Origin of the sequence: Engelhardtia mirabilis (assembly GCF_007748095.1) — a bacterium.
Taxonomy (GTDB): Bacteria; Planctomycetota; UBA1135; order UBA1135.
The window spans coordinates 352,239-368,365 of record NZ_CP036287.1 but is presented as its reverse complement, the minus strand read 5'-3'; the positions used below and the strand labels follow the sequence as shown (position 1 = coordinate 368,365).

Sequence of the window (16,127 nt, the reverse complement as noted above, 5' to 3'; positions counted from 1 at the left end):
TGCCGTCGCGGTCAGTTCAGGTAGAGGTCGACCTGGCCCTCGTCGGAGCCGAACTCGACGTCGAAGAAGGGCGCACCGATGGCGAGCACGTCGGAACTGGAGACGTCCGCGGCGGGATTCCAGGCCAGGGTCGCGCCGAACTCGGCTTCACCCTGGCTGCCTGCGACCACGGAGCTCGAGGCCGTTCGAAGGTCGAAGGTGTGGACCATGCCGATCGATTCGATGCTCGCGGGAGCGAGGGGCTCACCCACCGCGAGTTGGCCGGCACCGTCGCTGGCCAGGGCCCAACCGAAGCGGCCGCCGACGGTCGGAGCGCTGAACTGCGCCAGGCGTTGACCGTTGCTCAGCTCGAGCCACAACACCGAACCCGCCGTCGGGGGCGCGATCGTGCTGGCGGGCGCGCCGATGAAGAGGGACGCGACGCCGTCGCCGCTCACGTCCGGCCCGCGCTCGAGGGCGTGGCCGAAGTCATCGCCGGCCCTGCGCCCGAACCAAGAGGTCAGGGGTGCATCGGTCGCCGGCGAGAAGAGGTAGACGGCTCCCACTGCCGTAGCCACGCCGTCGTCGAGCGGTGCGCCGACAGCCAAGTCGTCACGACCGTCGCCGTTCACGTCACCGACATTGGCCAGGCTCCAACCGAACGAGCCGTTGTCGGCCCCGGGTGCCGAGAGCACGCCGAAGGAGCGGCCGGTCGCGCCGGACAAGAGCCAGACCTGGCCCGGTCCGAAGCCCGCGATGTCGCCGCCGCCGAAGGGTGCGCCGACCGCGAGGTCCGGGACGCCGTCGCCGGTCTGGTCGCCGATCGAGTCCAGGGCGCGACCGAACTGCCCGTTGGGCTCGCCGTCATTGCTCCACAGGGGCGCGGGGTTGCCGGCCGCGAAGCTCGCGCCGTCGATGGCGACCACGCGATCGGCATCGGGCGCGCCGACGAGCAGGTCGGGCACGCCGTCCCCGGAGAGGTCGCGGGAAGGCGCGATCCTCGCGCCGAAGCCGGTGCCGGCCAGGGCGCCGAAGGCCACGCCCAACTCGCGTCCGTTGGCGCCGGAGAAGAGCGACACGGTGCCGACGGTCTGCGTGCTCGACGACTGCTTGCCAGGGGCGCCCACCGCCAACTCGGACAGGCCATCGCCGTCGAGGTCGCCGACGAACGCGATCGACTCACCGAAGCGGTCGTCGGCGTCCTGGCCTTGCAACTGGATCGGTGCAGACTGCGCCGCCAGCGCGGGGGCGAGGGCGGCGCAGGTGAATAGGGTGCGAAGAAGCATGGGGCCTCCTGGGTCGGGGGTCGGGGCGTCGCGGGCCATCGGACTTCGCGTCGAGGGCCCGCTCGTGGTGCAAGGGGCTTCAAGCAAGGACCATGCCGGCCGCCTCGCGGGCCCGAGAGCGCGGTCCGGGCCGCGAACCGGAGGTTGAACCTCATGCGCACCAGAGGTTGATCCTCACATCCGGCGAGGATCGCGCGAGCGCCGTGCGCTACCGTCGCGGCGTGGAAAGCACATCGACGGCCGGTGCCCAGTCCCCCCTCGCGACGCCCTTCACCCGCCACGCGGGCGTCGAGGTGCCGCTGATCTGCGGGCCCATGTACCCCTGCTCGAATCCCGAGCTGGTGGCTGCGGTTTCGGAGGCCGGCGGCCTGGGCGTCTTCCAGCCCATCTCGTTGACCTACGTCCACGGGCACGAGTACCGCGCTGGGCTTCGCCTGATGCGGCGGCTCACGTCGAAGCCGATCGGCATGAACGCGCTGATCGAGCAGTCCTCGAAGCGCTACCACGCGCGCATGCAGGAGTGGATCGACATCGCCCTCGAGGAGGGCGTGCGCTTCTTCATCACGTCCCTCGGCAATCCCCGCTGGGTGGTCGAAAAGGTCCATGCGGTGGGCGGCGTGGTCTACCACGACGTGACCGAGCGCAAGTGGGCGCAGAAGGGCCGCGACGGCGGCGTGGACGGGCTGATCGCCGTCAACAACCGCGCCGGGGGCCACGCCGGAGCGAAGTCCCTGGAGGCGTTGCACGCGGAGCTCGCCGACCTGGGCCTGCCGATCGTCTGCGCCGGGGGCGTGGGCAGCGAGCAGCGCTTCGTCGAGGCCCTCGACGCTGGCTACGCGGGCGTGCAGATGGGCACGCGCTTCATCGCCACCGACGAGTGCCGCGCGGCGGAGCCCTACAAACGCGCGATCGTCGAGGCCGACGCGGACGACATCGTGCTGTCCGAGCGCCTGTCCGGCATCCCCGTCTCGGTCATCAACACGCCCTACATCCAGAGCGTCGGCCTGAAGGCCGGGCCGCTCGCCCGCTGGATGCTGCGCGGTCGCCGAACCAAGCACTGGATGCGCACCATCTACGCCCTCAAGTCGATCTGGCAGCTCAAGCGGGCCTCCCTCGACGAAAGCGGCTCCAAGGACTTCTGGCAGGCGGGCAAGAGCGTGGCCGGGATCGACGCGGTGGAGCCGGCGGGAGAGATCGTGCGGCGCTTTGCCGCGGCAGCGCGCGCGCGTCCTTGATTCAGACCCGGAAGGCTTCGATTCGGCAGCTCGCGTGAGCTGCCAAAGCCAGCGGCTCGTCGACTTCGATCGGGCTCACTTCGACTTGCGCCGGATGAACGACGCTTCATCGCTGGCTTCGCAGGCTCACGCGTAGGGTGCAATCAGATCGCCCTGGGCGAGTCTTCCGCGACTCATGGATCGGGCGCGCCCGACGGGTCCCAGCGGACCCCACTCGGACGACAGCGCTCGACGTCGCCGGGGAGCCTGAGGCGACCGACCCACGACCGAAGGTCCGTCCCATGCCTGCTCGAATCAACTCTCCCGCTGCCCTCTCTCTCGGCCTCGGACTCACGTGCCTGTTGTCCGCGGCCAATCCTGCGAGCGCTGCGCAGGAGTGCCTGGCCTTCAACTACCAGCCCACGTCCGCGTCGGCCGAGGGGCCGGTGGGCGACATCGCCTGCGCCGACTTCAACGGCGACGGCATCGACGACACCTGGATCGCCAGCCCGTCGGCGAACTACCTGCGGATCCTGCTCGGCTCGCCGAGCGGCACCGCCGGCGAAGCGACCCTGGCCGTTGGCACCGGCCCCACCGCGATCGCTTTCGGCGACGTTGACGGTGACGGGGATCAGGACCTCCTGGTGGCCCTGCAAGGCAAGCTGGTGCTCGGGACCTACCAGAGCGACGGTCTGCGCCTGTACCGCAACAACGGTGGCGGCAGCTGGACCTTCGAGCCGCTGCTGTTCTTCCCGCCCCACGACGACAACCCCGTGGCGGCCTTCCTCGAGGACGTCAACGACGACGGCCTGCTCGACGCCGTGGTCGTCCTCGCGCGCCACCCGGTGCCCGGCATCGGCAACACCGGCGCCCTGGCCGTGGCCCTGGGCGACGGGCAGATGAACCTCACCGCCCAGCCGATCCAGAGCCTCTCGGGCGTCGCCCTCGACGCTGGCATGGGCGACTTCAACGGCGACGGTCACATCGACGTGGCCGCGCTCCAGACCGGCCCCACCCCCAACGCCCTGGCGCTGGCCTTCGGAGACGGCAACGGAGTCTTCACACCGGCGCCGGGCACCCTGCCCGCCGGCTCCTTCCCCTCGAGCCTGGTCGTCGGCGACTGGGACGGGAACGGAGACGTCGACGTCGCGATCGGCTCCGAGTACTGGGTCGCGACCTTCCAGTCCGACGGCGCCGGGACACTGACCCCGTGGACCTCCACCAACTTCGGCTACTACATCAAGAGCCTGGCCAGTGGTGACCTCGACGGTGACGGCGACCTGGACCTGGTGGCGTGCAGCGGCGGTTCGCAGGCGATCCAGATGCTGACCAACGACGGCAACGGCCAGTTCGCCTTGACCGACAGCCTGCCGACCAGCGTGCAGAGCTACAGCGTCGGTCTGGGTGACACCAATGCCGACGGCCGCTTGGACGCCTGGGCCGGCGACGCCGTCACCGGTGAGGTCCACGGCGCCGCGACCCACTGCATCGTCGAGCGCTATGGCCTGGCCAAGGTCAACGGCGCCGGTGGCCTGCCGGCCATGGGCTCGAGCGGCGTTCCGAGTGCGACCGCCGCGGGTTTCGTGGTGCTGGCTGACGAGCTGCCGATCAACCAGCCCGCCTGGGTCGCCGTGGGTACCACCGCGGGCGACCTGCCCTTCCTGGGCGGCAGCCTGCTGGTCGGCCTGCCGTTCCAGTTGGTCGCCACCGTGACCGACGCGGGCTCCGGCAACCCGCTGTTGGCCGACGGCGCCGTGCAGATCCCCGTGCCAGTGGCCGCCCTGGCCGGACTCGGCGTGGGCACGGACCTCTTCGTCCAGGTCTTCGCCCTCGACCCGCTGCAGACCGACGGGACCCTCGCCGCCCTGACCGACGGCCTGCGCTTCGAGGCCGTGCCCTGACGGCGATCGACGCCACTGCGCGTCGACCCCACCTTTCACCCCTGAGCCAACCAGAGCATCCCCATGCGCTACACCACACGAATCGCGTCGCTCTCCAGCCTCCCGCTCCTGCTCGCCGTCGTCGCGGGCACGGCCGCCCCGGCCCTCGCCGGTGAGGTCTTCGTCAAGCCGCCGGCCGGCACCAGCGACATCAACAACTCGGCCTGGGTGCCGGAGGACGGGTCGGACTCCGACACCTACTCGTGGGACGAGTTCACCCTGGCCGAGACGCAGACGATCACCGAGGTGCGCTGGCGCGGCGGCTACTCGCTGAACGCCCAGTACGGCAAGGTCACCGGCTTCCGCGTGTCGTTCTTCGACTCGGTCCCGGGGGGCTTCCAGCCGGTGATCACGGCCCTGCCCGAGAAGGAAGAGCTCGAGACGGTCATCGCCACCTTCCACGTCTCGGGCAACGCCGGCGAGACCTTCGTTGGGTCGGTCGGCGGCAAACTCAACTACGACTACCACTACACCCTGCCGACCCCGGTGACCCTACAGGGCGGCGTGAAGTACTGGTTCCGCGTCGTCGGCGAGCAGCCGATCTATCCCGACTGGGGCCCCGTCACCGGCCTGGGCGGCAACGGCTCGCACTTCCGCTACAGCACTGGAACGACCCTGTTCCAGAACTGGCCCCACGACCTGTCCTTCTCGATGCACGCCCAGTGGGTCAACATCGGACAGGGCCTGGCCGGCACGGTCGGAACGCCCGGCCTCGGCGGCAGCGGCAGCCTGGCGGCCGGTGTCACGACGACCCTCGCCATCTCGTCGGCGCGCCCCCTTGCTCCGGCCTGGATCATCGCGGGCACGTCCCAACTGAACCTGCCCATCGCCGGCGGGACCCTGGTTCCGAATCCTCTGTGGTCGGTGCCCGTGCAGTGTGACGCCGGCGGCAGCGCGAGCCTCGGCTTCGCCCTGACCCCCGGCGTGCCGACGGGGACCGAGCTCGTCGCCCAGGCCTGGATCCTCGATCCCCAGGGTCCGCTGGGCCTCGCGGCCACCAACGCGGTGACGGCGACCACGCCCTGAGCCTCGAGCGCGATCGTCCGGCCCCGGGATCCGATGGGACCCCGGGGCCGGTTCGCATTCGTGGGCGGCGAACGACGCCCCTCAGCGCTTCAGTCGCGCGCGCACCGCAGCACCGCCGAGCTCGCGCGCCGCGTGCCGCCCGATCCAGCTCGCGGTGGAGTCGTCGGCAGCGGCCAGGCCCTCGGGCTCGCCCACCATCGAGGCCAGGAGCCTGCCTCGTAGCGGTCGCTCGCCCACAGGCCCAGGGCCAGGTCGTGGTCGCGCCCGACGGACTTGGCGTAGCGCTTCAGCTCGCCGACCGCGACGCCGAAGGGCCGGTGGGCATCGATCCCGTAGCGCTCGAGTTTCGCGATCTCGGCCTTGGTGCCCTGGCGCTCGAGCCAAGCGAGCGCCTGGGCGAGCCCGTCGGCTCCGGCGGAACCCGCGCCCGCGGAACGGCGCGTAGCCATCAGCCCAGGGCCGCGGTGGCGAGTTGGAGGTCGAGCATCCGGTAGCTCTCGGCCAAGCCATCTTCCATACCCGAGGCCAGGGCTCCGTCGCGGGCCTCCGCCGAGGGGTAGAGCACGACCACGCAGACCTCGGTCACACCGTCGACCTGGACCAGGGTCATGGTCGCGAGCTGCTCGCCCGCCTGGGCCTCGCAGCCGAACTCGAAGCACTCGGTGCGCACGATCCGCGCCGGCCGATCGACCTCCCGGTACTCGCCGACCATGGCCATCTCGCGGCCGTCGTCGTGACGCCAGGCGTGGCGGAAGGCGCCGCCGGGCGCGACCTTCGCCTTCGAGTCCACCATCTGCCAACCAGCGGGGCCGGTCATCCAGCGGGCGACCAGCTCGGCATCGGTCATGGCGCGGAAGACCAGCTCGCGGGGGGCGCTGAACTGGCGGGTGATCAGGAGTTCGCGCTCGCCGCGGGCGACGATCGAGAGGGTGGAGGTGAAGTCTTGCATGGGGATTCTCAGGGGTCGGTGTGGACCTGACCTCAGCGCTTGCGGCCCTTGGGACGACGAGCGGAGCTCTTCGTGCCCGCCTTCAACTCGCCCAGCACGGCGTCCAGCCGCGCGAAGTTCGCGTCCCAGGTCGCGCGGCAGCGCTCGGTCCAATCGACCACCGCCGCGAGCCGCGCCGGGCGCAGGTGGCAGGTGTGCCGGCGACCGACCACCTCCCGCTCGACCAAGCCGGCGCGCTCGAGCACCTGGAGGTGCTTGGATGAGGCCGCCAGGGAGACGTCGAAGGGCTCGGCCAGCTCACCCACGGTGCGCTGGCCCTGGGCGAGCATGGCGAGCATCGCCCGCCGCGTAGGGTGGGCTAGGGCGCCGAAAGCGGCGTCGAGCTCGTCGGAAGATTCCACAACCATTTGGTTGATGCTTTCCCGCCCCGGACCAATCGTCAACCCCCTGGTTGAACGTTTCTCACTGACCCCGGTCGGCGCTCGAGCGACTTGACGAAGCACCGCACCAGACCGGCGTCCTCGAAGCCGCAGGCCAGATGGGCGCGGCGGGACAGGTCGTTGTCGTGCTCGGTGTCGGAGGCGAATTCGGCGCAGCCACGCTCGCGGGCCCAGTCCTGGGCGGCCTCCAGCAGGGCGCGACCGACCCCGGTGCCGCGCAACTCAGGCACCACGAACCAGCCCTCGAGGTAGCCCACGTCGGTCGTCTCGCAGCCCTCCGCGCAGGGGCGCACCGAGACCTCGGCCAGCCCGACTACGGCGCCGCCAACCTGGGCCAGGAGCGCGACCTGGGGCCAATCCCCCTCGCCTCCGGCGATCAGACTGTCCACTTCCCGCGCGTGCTCGTCCTCGGGGCCGGGCCACAGGGCCCCGCGCAGGCGCAGCCAATCGGCCCGCTGCGCCGGCGTCGCAACTCCTATCTCGAGACCCATGCGCTGAACCCTCCCGCCGCTCGGCTCAAACTCGCCGTACCACCTCGGGTCGCGGTTCCAACCGCAGCCCCCGTTGGCCGCGGTCGGGGTAGTCGATGCAACCCAGCACGTGGCGGATGCTCTCCAGCCGCGCCTGCTTCTTGTCGTTGCCCTCGATCACGTACCAGGGCGAGGACGCCGTGCTGGTGCGCGCGAACATGGCCTCCTTGTAGCGGGTGAAGGCCTCCCACTTCTGCTGCGCCTGCAGGTCCACGGTCGACAACTTCCAGCGCTTGAGCGGGTTGGTCTGGCGCCGCGCCAGCCGGTCGTGCTGCTCGACCCGGTCGATCGAGAACCACAGCTTGACCAGCAGCAGCCCGTCCTCGAGCAGCATCTGCTCGAAGACCACCACCTGCTCCATGAAGCGTTCGTACTGGGCCGCGGTGCAAAAGCCCATCACCGGCTCGACGACCGCGCGGTTGTACCAACTGCGGTCGAAGAACACGATCTCACCCGGGTTCGGTAGCTGCGCGATGTAGCGCCCGAAGTACCACTGGCCCATCTCCATCTCGGTCGGCTTGGGCAGGGCCACGACCCGTTGGTGGCGCGGCATCATGCGCTGGGAGAAGCGCTGGATCGTGCCGCCCTTGCCGGCCGTGTCGCGACCCTCGAACAGGATCGCCACCCGCCGCGAGGTTGCTACGAGGTGCGTCTGCAGCTTGAGCAGCTCCACCTGCAGGCGGGCGAGCTCGACCAGGTACTCGCGGTCGAGCTCCTCCTCGAGCACCTCGCGGACCCAACCTTCGAGCAACTCGGGGTCCTTGCCCGGAGCGCTGGTCACGGTGTCGTCGTCGCCATTCATGGGGGGCGGATGATAGCCGAGTCCGACGCTCCGAAGCTGTTGCCGCGGGGTGCCGGGGGCGTACTTTGAGCCCCATGACCTTCCCTCACTCCCGGTGGCTGACCGCGCTGGTCGTTCTGGCGCTCTCTCTCTCGGCGCCGACCGCCGCGCTGGCCCAGGACGACGCGCCCGCCGCCGCTGGCGATTCAGTGAACTCCGCCGACGTCGATGCCGGCGGGCCGGTCGAGACCCAGCCGACGGACAACCCATCGGCGCAGATCCAATCGCCCGAGAACCAGCGGCTGGTGGACGAGGCCGGCCAGTCGGAGGTCAAGGAGATCCTCTCCGAGGAGGCCAAGCTCAGTCAGCGGTCCCGTGCCGTGCTGGCTGCCATCGACGGGCTGGAAGATGTCCGTGCCGAGGTCGAGGCCGGCATCGTGGTGCTCTCGGGAACCGCGACCAACCGCGGGAGCGCCGACCTGGCGGTGAGCACGCTCGAGAAGCTGGACGGAGTCCTGCTGGTGGTCGACGGGGTGCGGGTGGAGCGCAGCCTGCGCGCACGCACCGCCGACTCCTGGGCCGAGATCATCGACTCCGGGCGCACCGCCGTTTCCTCCCTGCCGCTGTTCGGATTCGCCCTGGCGATCGTGATCGCGGCCTGGCTGCTCGCTCGACTGGTGCGCGACACGACCCTGCTCGACCGCTGGCTGGGCGAACGCACCCTGCTGCAAGCCCTGGTCCGGCAGACCATCTTCGTGGCCATCCTCGGAGCAGGGTTGGTGGGAGCCCTGCGCTTCCTGGATGCCGGCGCCGTGATCGGCACGATCCTCGGAGCCGCGGGCGTCCTGGGACTGGCCCTTGGCTTCGCCTTTCGGAACATCGTCGAGAACTACCTCGCCGGTGTGCTGCTGGCCATCCGTCAGCCCTTCCGAGCCCGCGACGTGGTCAGCGTCGGCGGCCAGTCGGGGACCGTTCTGCGCATGACCACCAGTGAGACCACGCTGATGGATGCCGACGGCAACCACCTGCGGCTGCCCAACGCCACGGTCTTCAACGGCACGGTCGTGAATTACACGCGCAACCCCCTGCGGCGCTTCGTCGTGGCCGTCGGCCTCGGGACCGGCGTCGACGTGGACGAGGCCCAGGCCTGCGGCATTGCCACCCTCGACCGGATGAAGGGCGTGGTCGACGACCCCAAGCCGTCGGCGCTGGTGCTGGCCCTGGGCGATTCGACGGTGAACCTGGAGTTCTACGGCTGGGTGGATCAACGCAGCGCGAGCTTCGCCAAGGTCGCCAGCGAGGCCCACCGCCTGGTCAAGGAGGCCCTCGATACCGCGGGCATCGAGATGCCGTCGCCCGAGTACCGGGTCCTGCTCGATCGCCAGGGCGCAGGCCAGCCGTCCGAGCCGGCCTCGACCCCGGTCGGTGTGCCGAAGAGTCGCGAGGTCGGCCCGCAACCGGAGGCCATCGACGTCTCGCCCGAGAGCGACATCGACGACCAGGTCGCGCACGAGCTGGCAAGCAACGACGAGGACGACCTGCTGAGCTGATCCGCGGCCCGCAGCGGCCTGGGGGAGCTCCCAGCGGTCGCCCGCATCCGCGGCGAGCTCGTGCCAATCGGTCGCTGGCGCCGCCGTGCGATCCGTAACCTTGCTACGGGCTGCGGGCCTTCACTCCCGGCTGAAGCGACTCGCCGCGCCTGGCCCGTCAGCGGGGCAGAGGGGTCCGTCGACCCGCACCTGTTGGGCGCGGAGCTCGATCGCTGTTGGCGTCTCGTGGGCCGTCCCGCCGCAGACGGGGCTTCACGCCCTGCCGGCGTACGGGTGGATCGGAAGGTGCCGTCAGCGTGCGAGCGGCGCTCGAACCCGCTGGGGCTTCCCCCTGTCGCTCCGATCGAAATTGTCCTGCGGGCCCACAAGTCCCTTTTGGGACGCCCCCTCGACTGTACAAGCGCAAACTGCTTCGGGCCGCATCCAACGGCTCACCCCCTCCAGACTGCTCGCGCCGCGCGCGGCCTGCGTGCTGCCCCCCCGGTAGTCGCCACCATGTTCGATCGATTCGCCAGCTTCTGCGTCCACCAGTTGGAGCAGCTCGGCCTGCTCGAGGCCGGCAGCCACCTCGAGAGCGCGGTGCACTTCTTCGTCATGGACGTGACGAAGATCTTCGCGCTGCTGGTGATGGTGATGTACGCGATGGGCTTCCTGCGGGCCCTCTTGTCGCCCGAGCGCGTGCGCGACTACGTGCGCGGGAAGCCGCGCTGGCTGGCGCGCGCCCTGGCCATCGCCCTCGGTGCGGTCACGCCTTTCTGCTCCTGTTCGTCCGTGCCCCTGTTCATCGGCTTCGTCGAGGCCGGCATCCCTGTCGGGGTGACCTTCTCGTTCCTGATCGCCAGCCCGATGATCAACGAGGTCGCGGTGCTGGTGTTGGCGGGGACCATCGGCTGGAAGCTGACCGCGCTCTACGTCGCCGCGGGCCTCGCGGTGGCCTGGGTCGGCGGCGTTCTGATGGAGCTCTTGCACGCCGAGCGCTGGGTCGAGGGCTACGTCTGGAAGATCCAGGTCGGCGACGCGGCCCTGCCCGCCCGGCCCCGCGGCTTCGCGGACAGGCACCGCTTCGCCCTGGGCGAGGTGCGCGAGATCCTGGGCCGCATCTGGCTGTGGATCCTGATCGGCGTCGGCGTCGGCGCCCTGTTCCACGGCTTCGTGCCCGAAACCTGGGTCGCCGAGAACCTCGGCCGGGACAGCAGCCTGCTTTCGGTTCCCGCCGCGGTGCTGATCGGCGTGCCGCTGTATTCCAACGCCACCGGGATCGTCCCGGTGGCCGAGGCGCTCTTGGGCAAGGGCGTGCCGATCGGGACGGTGCTGGCGCTGATGATGAGCATCGCCGCCCTCTCGCTGCCCGAGATGCTGATCCTGCGCAAGGTCGTCCGCTGGCCGGCGTTGGCCCTGTACGCCGCGATCTTGACGGTCGCGCTGACCCTGGTCGGCTGGACCTTCAACGCCCTCACTTGAACCTTCGCCCCCTCGAACGGGGAGCAACGAGAACCCATGACCGTCATCAAAGTGCTCGGGCCCGGCTGCAAGAACTGCGTCCAGACCGCGAAGTTGATCAACCAGGCGGCCCAGGAGCTCGGCCTCGAGGTCGAGGTCCAGAAGGAGACCGACATCGCCACGATCATGGCCTTCGGCGCGCTCTCGACCCCCGGGGTCGTGATCGACGACAAGCTCGTGCACGCGGGCGGCGTGCCGACCCTGGCGCAGATTCGCGGCTGGCTGCAATAGACCGCACCGGAGGGTGGCGCGCCTCAGCGTGTCAGCAGGCGCAGCTCGGCCAGCACGGGCCGGTGATCCGAGGCCAGGGGCTCGTCGATGACGTCCACGCTCTCGACCGACCAGTCCGCGGGCGGCGAGCAGAAGACGAAGTCGATCTCCTTCAGCGCGCCGTCCGCCGGGAAGGTCAGCGGGTCGCTCGGGGGCTTCGCCGCCTCCGTCGCGAGTGCTCGGAACAAGCCCAGGGTTCGCGAGTTCGGGCCGTCGTTGAAGTCGCCGAGCAGGATGTAGGGCTGGCCGAGGTCAGCCAGGAACTCGGCGAGGGCCGTCGCCTGGGCGAAGCGAAAGGCGTCGTCCTCGACCCAGTCGAAGTGGACGCTTACCACGAGCACCCGCTCCCCGCCGGGCAACTGGGCCTCGACGACCAGGGCCACGCGCGGCTCGTTGCCGTCGGGCAGGCGCAGGCTGTAGGCGTCGACGATCGGATGGCGCGAGAGGATCCCCATCCCGTAGCGCCCGCCCTGGTAGTCCATGAAGCCACCGAAGGCCGGATGCATCGCGAGCTCCGCGGCGAGCTGATGGACCTGGTTCACGCCCCCACTGCGCTCGCAATCCAGATCGACCTCTTGCAGGCCCACGAAGTCGGGCGCGAGGTCGCGCAGGACGCCGGCCGTGCGCTCCAGATCGAGCTGGTCGTCCAGCCCGACGCCGTGGCGGATGTTGTAGCTGACGACGCGCAGGGGCTCGTCGGTCTCCAGCGGCACCGGCGTGGGCTGAAAGACCGTCAACAACGCGGCGTGGTCCGAGGGAAAGCCCTCGCGGTGCTCGCGGATGATGCGCGACTGCACCGCACGCCAACCGTCGGCGCGGTAGTAGACGAAGTCGATGCGGTCCTGTTCCTGCTCGGGGAAGCGCGGCGTCCAGGTGCTGTCCGCCGCGCGGTCGATGGAGGGGTTGCACTCGCGGTAGGCGTCGAGGAAGCCAGCCTCGGTCAAGACCCGGCTGGTGGGCCAGTCCAGGGCGACCCCGTACTGGTCGAAGCCCACCTCGCCGTAGTCCAGGTGCGACATCGAGTTGAAGTCGCCCGCGATCACGATCGGCACGCCCGCGAAGTCGGGCCCCGCGAGGCGCTCCTCGATCGCCAGCCGCATCGCCTCCAGGTCGCGCGCCGAGGACTGACAGGCCGCGAGCAGGGTCTGCGGATCGGAGCTGTCGCGCGTGCCCTCTTCCCAGATCTCGGCGTCGTAGGGCAGCCAGATCGAATAGAGGGCCAGGCGCGAGCGATCCGGCAGCTCGATCAGCGCGCCGGCGCACTTGAACTCCTCGAAGACCGAGATGTCCTCGAGGATCGGGTAGCGACTGTGGATCGAGACGTTGGTGCCGCGCAGCTGCAGGTGGAATCCGAGCGCTGTGGCGATGCGCGGCCCCGAGCCGTAGGTCTCCTGCATGGCGACGATGTCGGCGCCGCTGTCCGCGATCACCTCCGCCACCCGCACCGGACCGACGGCCGCGCCGTCTTCGCGCCCCCCGTGCCAGATGTTCCAGGTCAGGACGCGGACCTCGCCGGGTCCCGCGCTCCCGGTGGCCGTGCACGAGGACAGCCCCAGGAACGCCATCAGCGCCGCGCCCAGTGCGCCGACCTCCCGTCGCCAACCGAACCCACCCTGCGTGTCAGCCATCGCCAGTCGCCTTGCCTCGATCTCGAACCACTTGAAGGGGCGAGTATGCGAGGGCGGCTCCCGGATCGCATCGGCCGAGCGGTCGGACGCGATCCGGCGGAAGCTCTAGATCGGCCGCCGCGTGTCGACCTCGCGGGTCCGCATCGGCATGGCGTCGATCAGCTCGAAGAGGTCGTTCGGTACGACGGGCTCCGACCAGCGCGCCTTGACGCCGCCGTCCTTGCCCACCAGGACCGCGGACCACTCGCCAGCGGGCAGGTCCCACTGCTCGCGCAGGCCCCGAACCTGATCGCTCCCCAGGGTGCGGCCGGCGACGCGACCGCCGTTCGAACCCATCAGGTGCACGATCCGCAGCTCGCGGTTGGCGAGCTCGCCGTCGCGGGCGAGCAGGCTGCCGATCTGGATCGACGCCGGAGCGCCCAACTGGTCGGGCGCGGCGATCACCAGCACACGCTCACTCCAGCGCAGCGCGTCGACCAGGCCGCTCGCATCGAGCCCCGCGTCCAGGCTCCCCGCGAGGACGCAGGTGCGAACACTGGCGGCGAGTCGCGTGCCCTGGGCGGGGGCTTCGGGGGCTCCCTCCTGCGCGGAAGGGGCGGCGCGCCAGGCGTCGATCGCCGCCACGTCGATCTGGTAGGGCCCGGGTTGCTTGTCGGCGATCAAGATCCCGACTTGATCGATGCTCGAGGCATCGAAGACCCCCGCATTGGCGACCAGCCGTCCGCGCCAGGAGGGCGTGAGGTGCTCGAAGGCCAGGTAGACCGTGGTCCAGGTGTCAGCGGTGGTCGCAAACGAGGTCTGCCAACTGACCCCGTCCCAGCGGTTGTCGGTCCGCAGGCTGAGCTTGTAGGTCTGGCCGTCGCCGCGCACCCGCAGGGCGAGGCCGTGGTAGGCGGCGAGGTCGGGCAGCTCGACGCCCGCCCGGAAGGAGGCGAAACCGCCGTTGTTGTCGAGCGACATGTCGCCCGCCATGCGGACCGCGCCCTCGATCGCGCGCACCTGCCCGTCGGAGACGCCACCCATGACGCTGTCGTGCACCGGCCGCCAGAGCGCGGCTGCGGGGGACTCGTCGAACGCCATCAGGGGCAGGGTCTCGAGTTCGTTGAAGTGGGACACGGCGGCGAGGGTCAGGAGGGCGGCGAGGGGCTGCAGCATGGTGCGGGGGTCTTCGCGCCGCGGCGGGCTGCGGATGCGGCCACGATTCGTCCGATGGCGCGGGAACCCCCGTGGGCCCGAGGACTCTCAGATCGCGGCCCCCCCTCCGCCACGACAGCCCGCCCGGGATTGCCCGGCCGGCTCCGCCGCTCACCACCTGCACGCCACTAACATCCACAGATGCGAGCCGCCGTCTGGACGCCCCTGGCCCTCTTCGCCCTGCCCCTGTTGCGCCAGGTCGACGAGCCCCCCGCGCCGGGACCGGGGGTGCAGCCCTCGTCCTCCTGCGCGCGCTGCCATTCGAACGCGCCGGCGGCCACGGCCATGCGCGACGCGAAGCAGCGCCCGATCGCGCCCTTCGACCTGTGGCGCGGGACGATGATGGCCAACTCCGCGCGCGATCCCCTGTGGCGCGCGGTGGTCTCGGCCGAGGTCGCCGCGCTGCCCACGCGCCAGGCCGAGATCGAGGCCACCTGCCTGGGCTGCCACTCGCCCATGGCGGAGCAGGTCGGGCTCGACGACCACGGCACGGGCTCGTTGATGCACGTGCTCGACTGCGACTCGGCCCTGGGCGAGCTGGCTCGCGACGGCGTGTCCTGCACGATCTGCCACGGGATCTCGCCCGAGGGTCTGGGGACCCAGGAGAGCTACAGCGCCGGCTACCGGCTGAATCCCGAGCGGCGTCTCTACGGGCCCCACGAGGCGCCCTTCACGATGCCGATGCAGCGCTTCACGGGCTTCACACCGACCCACGGCGAGCACATCTCCGACTCGGCCCTGTGCGGCACCTGCCACACCCTCGAGACCCCGGTGCTCGACGCGCAGGGCCACGACGTGGGCGGGGTCTTCCTGGAGCAGGCGCCGTATCTCGAGTGGCGCAACTCCTTCTTCAACGACGAGCTGGACGAGCCCGGTCCCCTCGCCGCGAGCTGCCAGGACTGCCACGCGCCCACCCGCGACGAGGACGGCGAGCCCCTGACCACGCGCATCGTGCGCAACCCCATGGGCCGCGACTTCCCGCAGATCGAGCCGCGCGAGCCGTTCGGGCGGCACCTGTTCGTGGGCGGCAACACCCTGGTGCTGTCGATGCTGCGCGACCACCCCGAGGCGCTCGGCGTCGAGGCGCCGGCCGAGGCCTTCGAGGCGAGCGTGGCGGCGACCCGCGCGCAGCTCCGCGAGCGCACCGCGCGGGTGCGGATCGGCGACCTCCGCGACAGCGACGACAAGCTGAGCTTCGCCGTCTCGGTCCAGAACTTGACCGGACACAAGCTGCCCAGCGCGCACCCGACCCGCCGCGCCTGGCTGCGCGTGGTCGTGCGCGACGAGTCCGGCCAGGTGCTGTTCGCCAGCGGCGACGTCGACTCGCGTGGGCGCATCCTCGGCGCCGATGGCCAGCCCCTGGGGTCGGAGCTCGCGGGCGGTCCGATCGAGCCCCACCGCGACTCGATCCGTACGGGTGACGAGGTCGCCACCTACCAGGCCGTGATGGCGGATTCGAATGGCGAGCCGACCCACACCCTGATGCGCGGGGCGAAGTGGTACGTGGACGACCGCCTGCTGCCGGCCGGTTGGGATCCGAACCACCCCGAGGCCGCCCGCACCGCGCCGGTGGGGGTCGACGGCGACGAGGACTTCAAGGCCGACGGCGATCGGGTCCACTTCGAGCTGGACCTCGTCGTCCCCGGGCGGCTCACGATCGAGGCCAGCCTGCTGTACCAGACCCTGAACGCCCGCTGGGCCGCGGAGCTGTTCCGCTACGAGACGCCCGAGGTGGAGCTGTTCCGCTCGCTCTACGACCAGGCGGACCTGACGCCCGAGGTCCTGGCGAGCGACGTCTGGGAGGGCTGAAGCGAGAGCGCCGCCCCGCGGCCGGTGGGCT

15 protein-coding genes are annotated in these 16,127 nt (G+C 70.7%); 7 read left to right on the top strand and 8 right to left on the bottom strand.

The window, feature by feature from the left end; all coding sequences use genetic code 11:
- Positions 1 to 11: 11 nt before the first annotated feature.
- On the bottom strand, positions 12 to 1,265 hold the full coding sequence (locus Pla133_RS01400) for an integrin alpha (RefSeq protein ID WP_419192021.1): 1,254 nt from the start codon (positions 1,263 to 1,265) through the stop codon (positions 12 to 14).
- Between the two features lie 167 nt (positions 1,266 to 1,432).
- Here Pla133_RS01400 and Pla133_RS01395 point away from each other — a divergent pair, with 167 nt between their 5' ends.
- The 3 genes from Pla133_RS01395 to Pla133_RS01385 all read left to right on the top strand — a co-directional run bounded on the left by Pla133_RS01395 (position 1,433) and on the right by Pla133_RS01385 (position 5,445).
- Complete coding sequence (locus Pla133_RS01395) at positions 1,433 to 2,500, top strand: NAD(P)H-dependent flavin oxidoreductase (protein ID WP_419192020.1); 1,068 nt, start codon at positions 1,433 to 1,435, stop codon at positions 2,498 to 2,500.
- A gap of 281 nt (positions 2,501 to 2,781) precedes the next feature.
- The gene (locus Pla133_RS01390; protein WP_145061621.1) at positions 2,782 to 4,380 is read left to right on the top strand and encodes an FG-GAP repeat domain-containing protein; all 1,599 of its coding nucleotides are present in this window, start codon (positions 2,782 to 2,784) and stop codon (positions 4,378 to 4,380) included.
- A gap of 63 nt (positions 4,381 to 4,443) precedes the next feature.
- Positions 4,444 to 5,445: a hypothetical protein gene (locus tag Pla133_RS01385; protein WP_145061619.1), complete on the top strand. Its 1,002-nt coding sequence runs from the start codon at positions 4,444 to 4,446 to the stop codon at positions 5,443 to 5,445.
- Positions 5,446 to 5,534: 89 nt separating this feature from the next.
- Here the strand turns inward: Pla133_RS01385 and Pla133_RS01380 are convergent, their stop codons facing one another.
- From Pla133_RS01380 to ppk2, 5 genes are all read right to left on the bottom strand, one after another.
- Positions 5,535 to 5,894, bottom strand: coding sequence for a DNA alkylation repair protein (locus Pla133_RS01380; RefSeq protein ID WP_145061617.1), 360 nt, complete (start codon positions 5,892 to 5,894; stop codon positions 5,535 to 5,537).
- Entirely contained in the window at positions 5,894 to 6,394 is a 501-nt protein-coding gene (locus Pla133_RS01375; protein ID WP_145061615.1) for an SRPBCC domain-containing protein, read from the bottom strand. The genes Pla133_RS01380 and Pla133_RS01375 overlap by 1 nt, the downstream gene beginning before the upstream one ends.
- A gap of 32 nt (positions 6,395 to 6,426) precedes the next feature.
- The gene (locus tag Pla133_RS01370; RefSeq protein WP_419192019.1) at positions 6,427 to 6,732 is read right to left on the bottom strand and encodes an ArsR/SmtB family transcription factor; all 306 of its coding nucleotides are present in this window, start codon (positions 6,730 to 6,732) and stop codon (positions 6,427 to 6,429) included.
- 101 nt (positions 6,733 to 6,833) lie between these two features.
- A complete protein-coding gene (locus Pla133_RS01365; protein ID WP_145061610.1) occupies positions 6,834 to 7,325 on the bottom strand; it encodes a GNAT family N-acetyltransferase in 492 nt (163 codons plus the stop codon).
- 25 nt (positions 7,326 to 7,350) lie between these two features.
- Entirely contained in the window at positions 7,351 to 8,166 is an 816-nt protein-coding gene (gene ppk2 / locus Pla133_RS01360) for a polyphosphate kinase 2 (protein WP_145061608.1), read from the bottom strand.
- Between the two features lie 74 nt (positions 8,167 to 8,240).
- On the opposite strand from ppk2, the gene Pla133_RS01355 reads away from it, so the two are divergent.
- From Pla133_RS01355 to Pla133_RS01345, 3 genes are all read left to right on the top strand, one after another.
- Positions 8,241 to 9,695, top strand: a complete 1,455-nt coding sequence (locus Pla133_RS01355; RefSeq protein ID WP_145061606.1) for a mechanosensitive ion channel family protein — start codon at positions 8,241 to 8,243, stop codon at positions 9,693 to 9,695.
- Between the two features lie 495 nt (positions 9,696 to 10,190).
- Positions 10,191 to 11,156, top strand: a complete 966-nt coding sequence (locus Pla133_RS01350; protein ID WP_145061604.1) for a permease — start codon at positions 10,191 to 10,193, stop codon at positions 11,154 to 11,156.
- A 36-nt stretch (positions 11,157 to 11,192) separates the two neighbouring features.
- Positions 11,193 to 11,426, top strand: a complete 234-nt coding sequence (locus tag Pla133_RS01345; protein WP_145061602.1) for a thioredoxin family protein — start codon at positions 11,193 to 11,195, stop codon at positions 11,424 to 11,426.
- Between the two features lie 23 nt (positions 11,427 to 11,449).
- Here Pla133_RS01345 and Pla133_RS01340 read toward each other — a convergent pair whose 3' ends face one another.
- Entirely contained in the window at positions 11,450 to 13,093 is a 1,644-nt protein-coding gene (locus Pla133_RS01340; RefSeq protein ID WP_145061600.1) for an endonuclease/exonuclease/phosphatase family protein, read from the bottom strand.
- 105 nt (positions 13,094 to 13,198) lie between these two features.
- The gene (locus Pla133_RS01335) at positions 13,199 to 14,248 is read right to left on the bottom strand and encodes a CIA30 family protein (protein WP_145061598.1); all 1,050 of its coding nucleotides are present in this window, start codon (positions 14,246 to 14,248) and stop codon (positions 13,199 to 13,201) included.
- Positions 14,249 to 14,428: 180 nt separating this feature from the next.
- Here Pla133_RS01335 and Pla133_RS01330 point away from each other — a divergent pair, with 180 nt between their 5' ends.
- On the top strand, positions 14,429 to 16,096 hold the full coding sequence (locus Pla133_RS01330; protein ID WP_145061596.1) for a multiheme c-type cytochrome: 1,668 nt from the start codon (positions 14,429 to 14,431) through the stop codon (positions 16,094 to 16,096).
- Positions 16,097 to 16,127 lie beyond the last annotated feature (31 nt).

What these genes read in the sequence shown, in the direction of transcription:
- Pla133_RS01400 (WP_419192021.1), bottom strand. Translation starts at nt 1,265, where the DNA reads ATGCTTCTTCGCACCCTATTCACCTGCGCCGCCCTCGCCCCCGCGCTG.
- Pla133_RS01390 (WP_145061621.1), top strand. Translation starts at nt 2,782, where the DNA reads ATGCCTGCTCGAATCAACTCTCCCGCTGCCCTCTCTCTCGGCCTCGGA.
- Pla133_RS01385 (WP_145061619.1), top strand. Translation starts at nt 4,444, where the DNA reads ATGCGCTACACCACACGAATCGCGTCGCTCTCCAGCCTCCCGCTCCTG.
- Pla133_RS01380 (WP_145061617.1), bottom strand. Translation starts at nt 5,894, where the DNA reads ATGGCTACGCGCCGTTCCGCGGGCGCGGGTTCCGCCGGAGCCGACGGG.
- Pla133_RS01375 (WP_145061615.1), bottom strand. Translation starts at nt 6,394, where the DNA reads ATGCAAGACTTCACCTCCACCCTCTCGATCGTCGCCCGCGGCGAGCGC.
- Pla133_RS01370 (WP_419192019.1), bottom strand. Translation starts at nt 6,732, where the DNA reads ATGCTCGCCATGCTCGCCCAGGGCCAGCGCACCGTGGGTGAGCTGGCC.
- Pla133_RS01365 (WP_145061610.1), bottom strand. Translation starts at nt 7,325, where the DNA reads ATGGGTCTCGAGATAGGAGTTGCGACGCCGGCGCAGCGGGCCGATTGG.
- ppk2 (WP_145061608.1), bottom strand. Translation starts at nt 8,166, where the DNA reads ATGAATGGCGACGACGACACCGTGACCAGCGCTCCGGGCAAGGACCCC.
- Pla133_RS01355 (WP_145061606.1), top strand. Translation starts at nt 8,241, where the DNA reads ATGACCTTCCCTCACTCCCGGTGGCTGACCGCGCTGGTCGTTCTGGCG.
- Pla133_RS01350 (WP_145061604.1), top strand. Translation starts at nt 10,191, where the DNA reads ATGTTCGATCGATTCGCCAGCTTCTGCGTCCACCAGTTGGAGCAGCTC.
- Pla133_RS01345 (WP_145061602.1), top strand. Translation starts at nt 11,193, where the DNA reads ATGACCGTCATCAAAGTGCTCGGGCCCGGCTGCAAGAACTGCGTCCAG.
- Pla133_RS01340 (WP_145061600.1), bottom strand. Translation starts at nt 13,093, where the DNA reads ATGGCTGACACGCAGGGTGGGTTCGGTTGGCGACGGGAGGTCGGCGCA.
- Pla133_RS01335 (WP_145061598.1), bottom strand. Translation starts at nt 14,248, where the DNA reads ATGCTGCAGCCCCTCGCCGCCCTCCTGACCCTCGCCGCCGTGTCCCAC.
- Pla133_RS01330 (WP_145061596.1), top strand. Translation starts at nt 14,429, where the DNA reads ATGCGAGCCGCCGTCTGGACGCCCCTGGCCCTCTTCGCCCTGCCCCTG.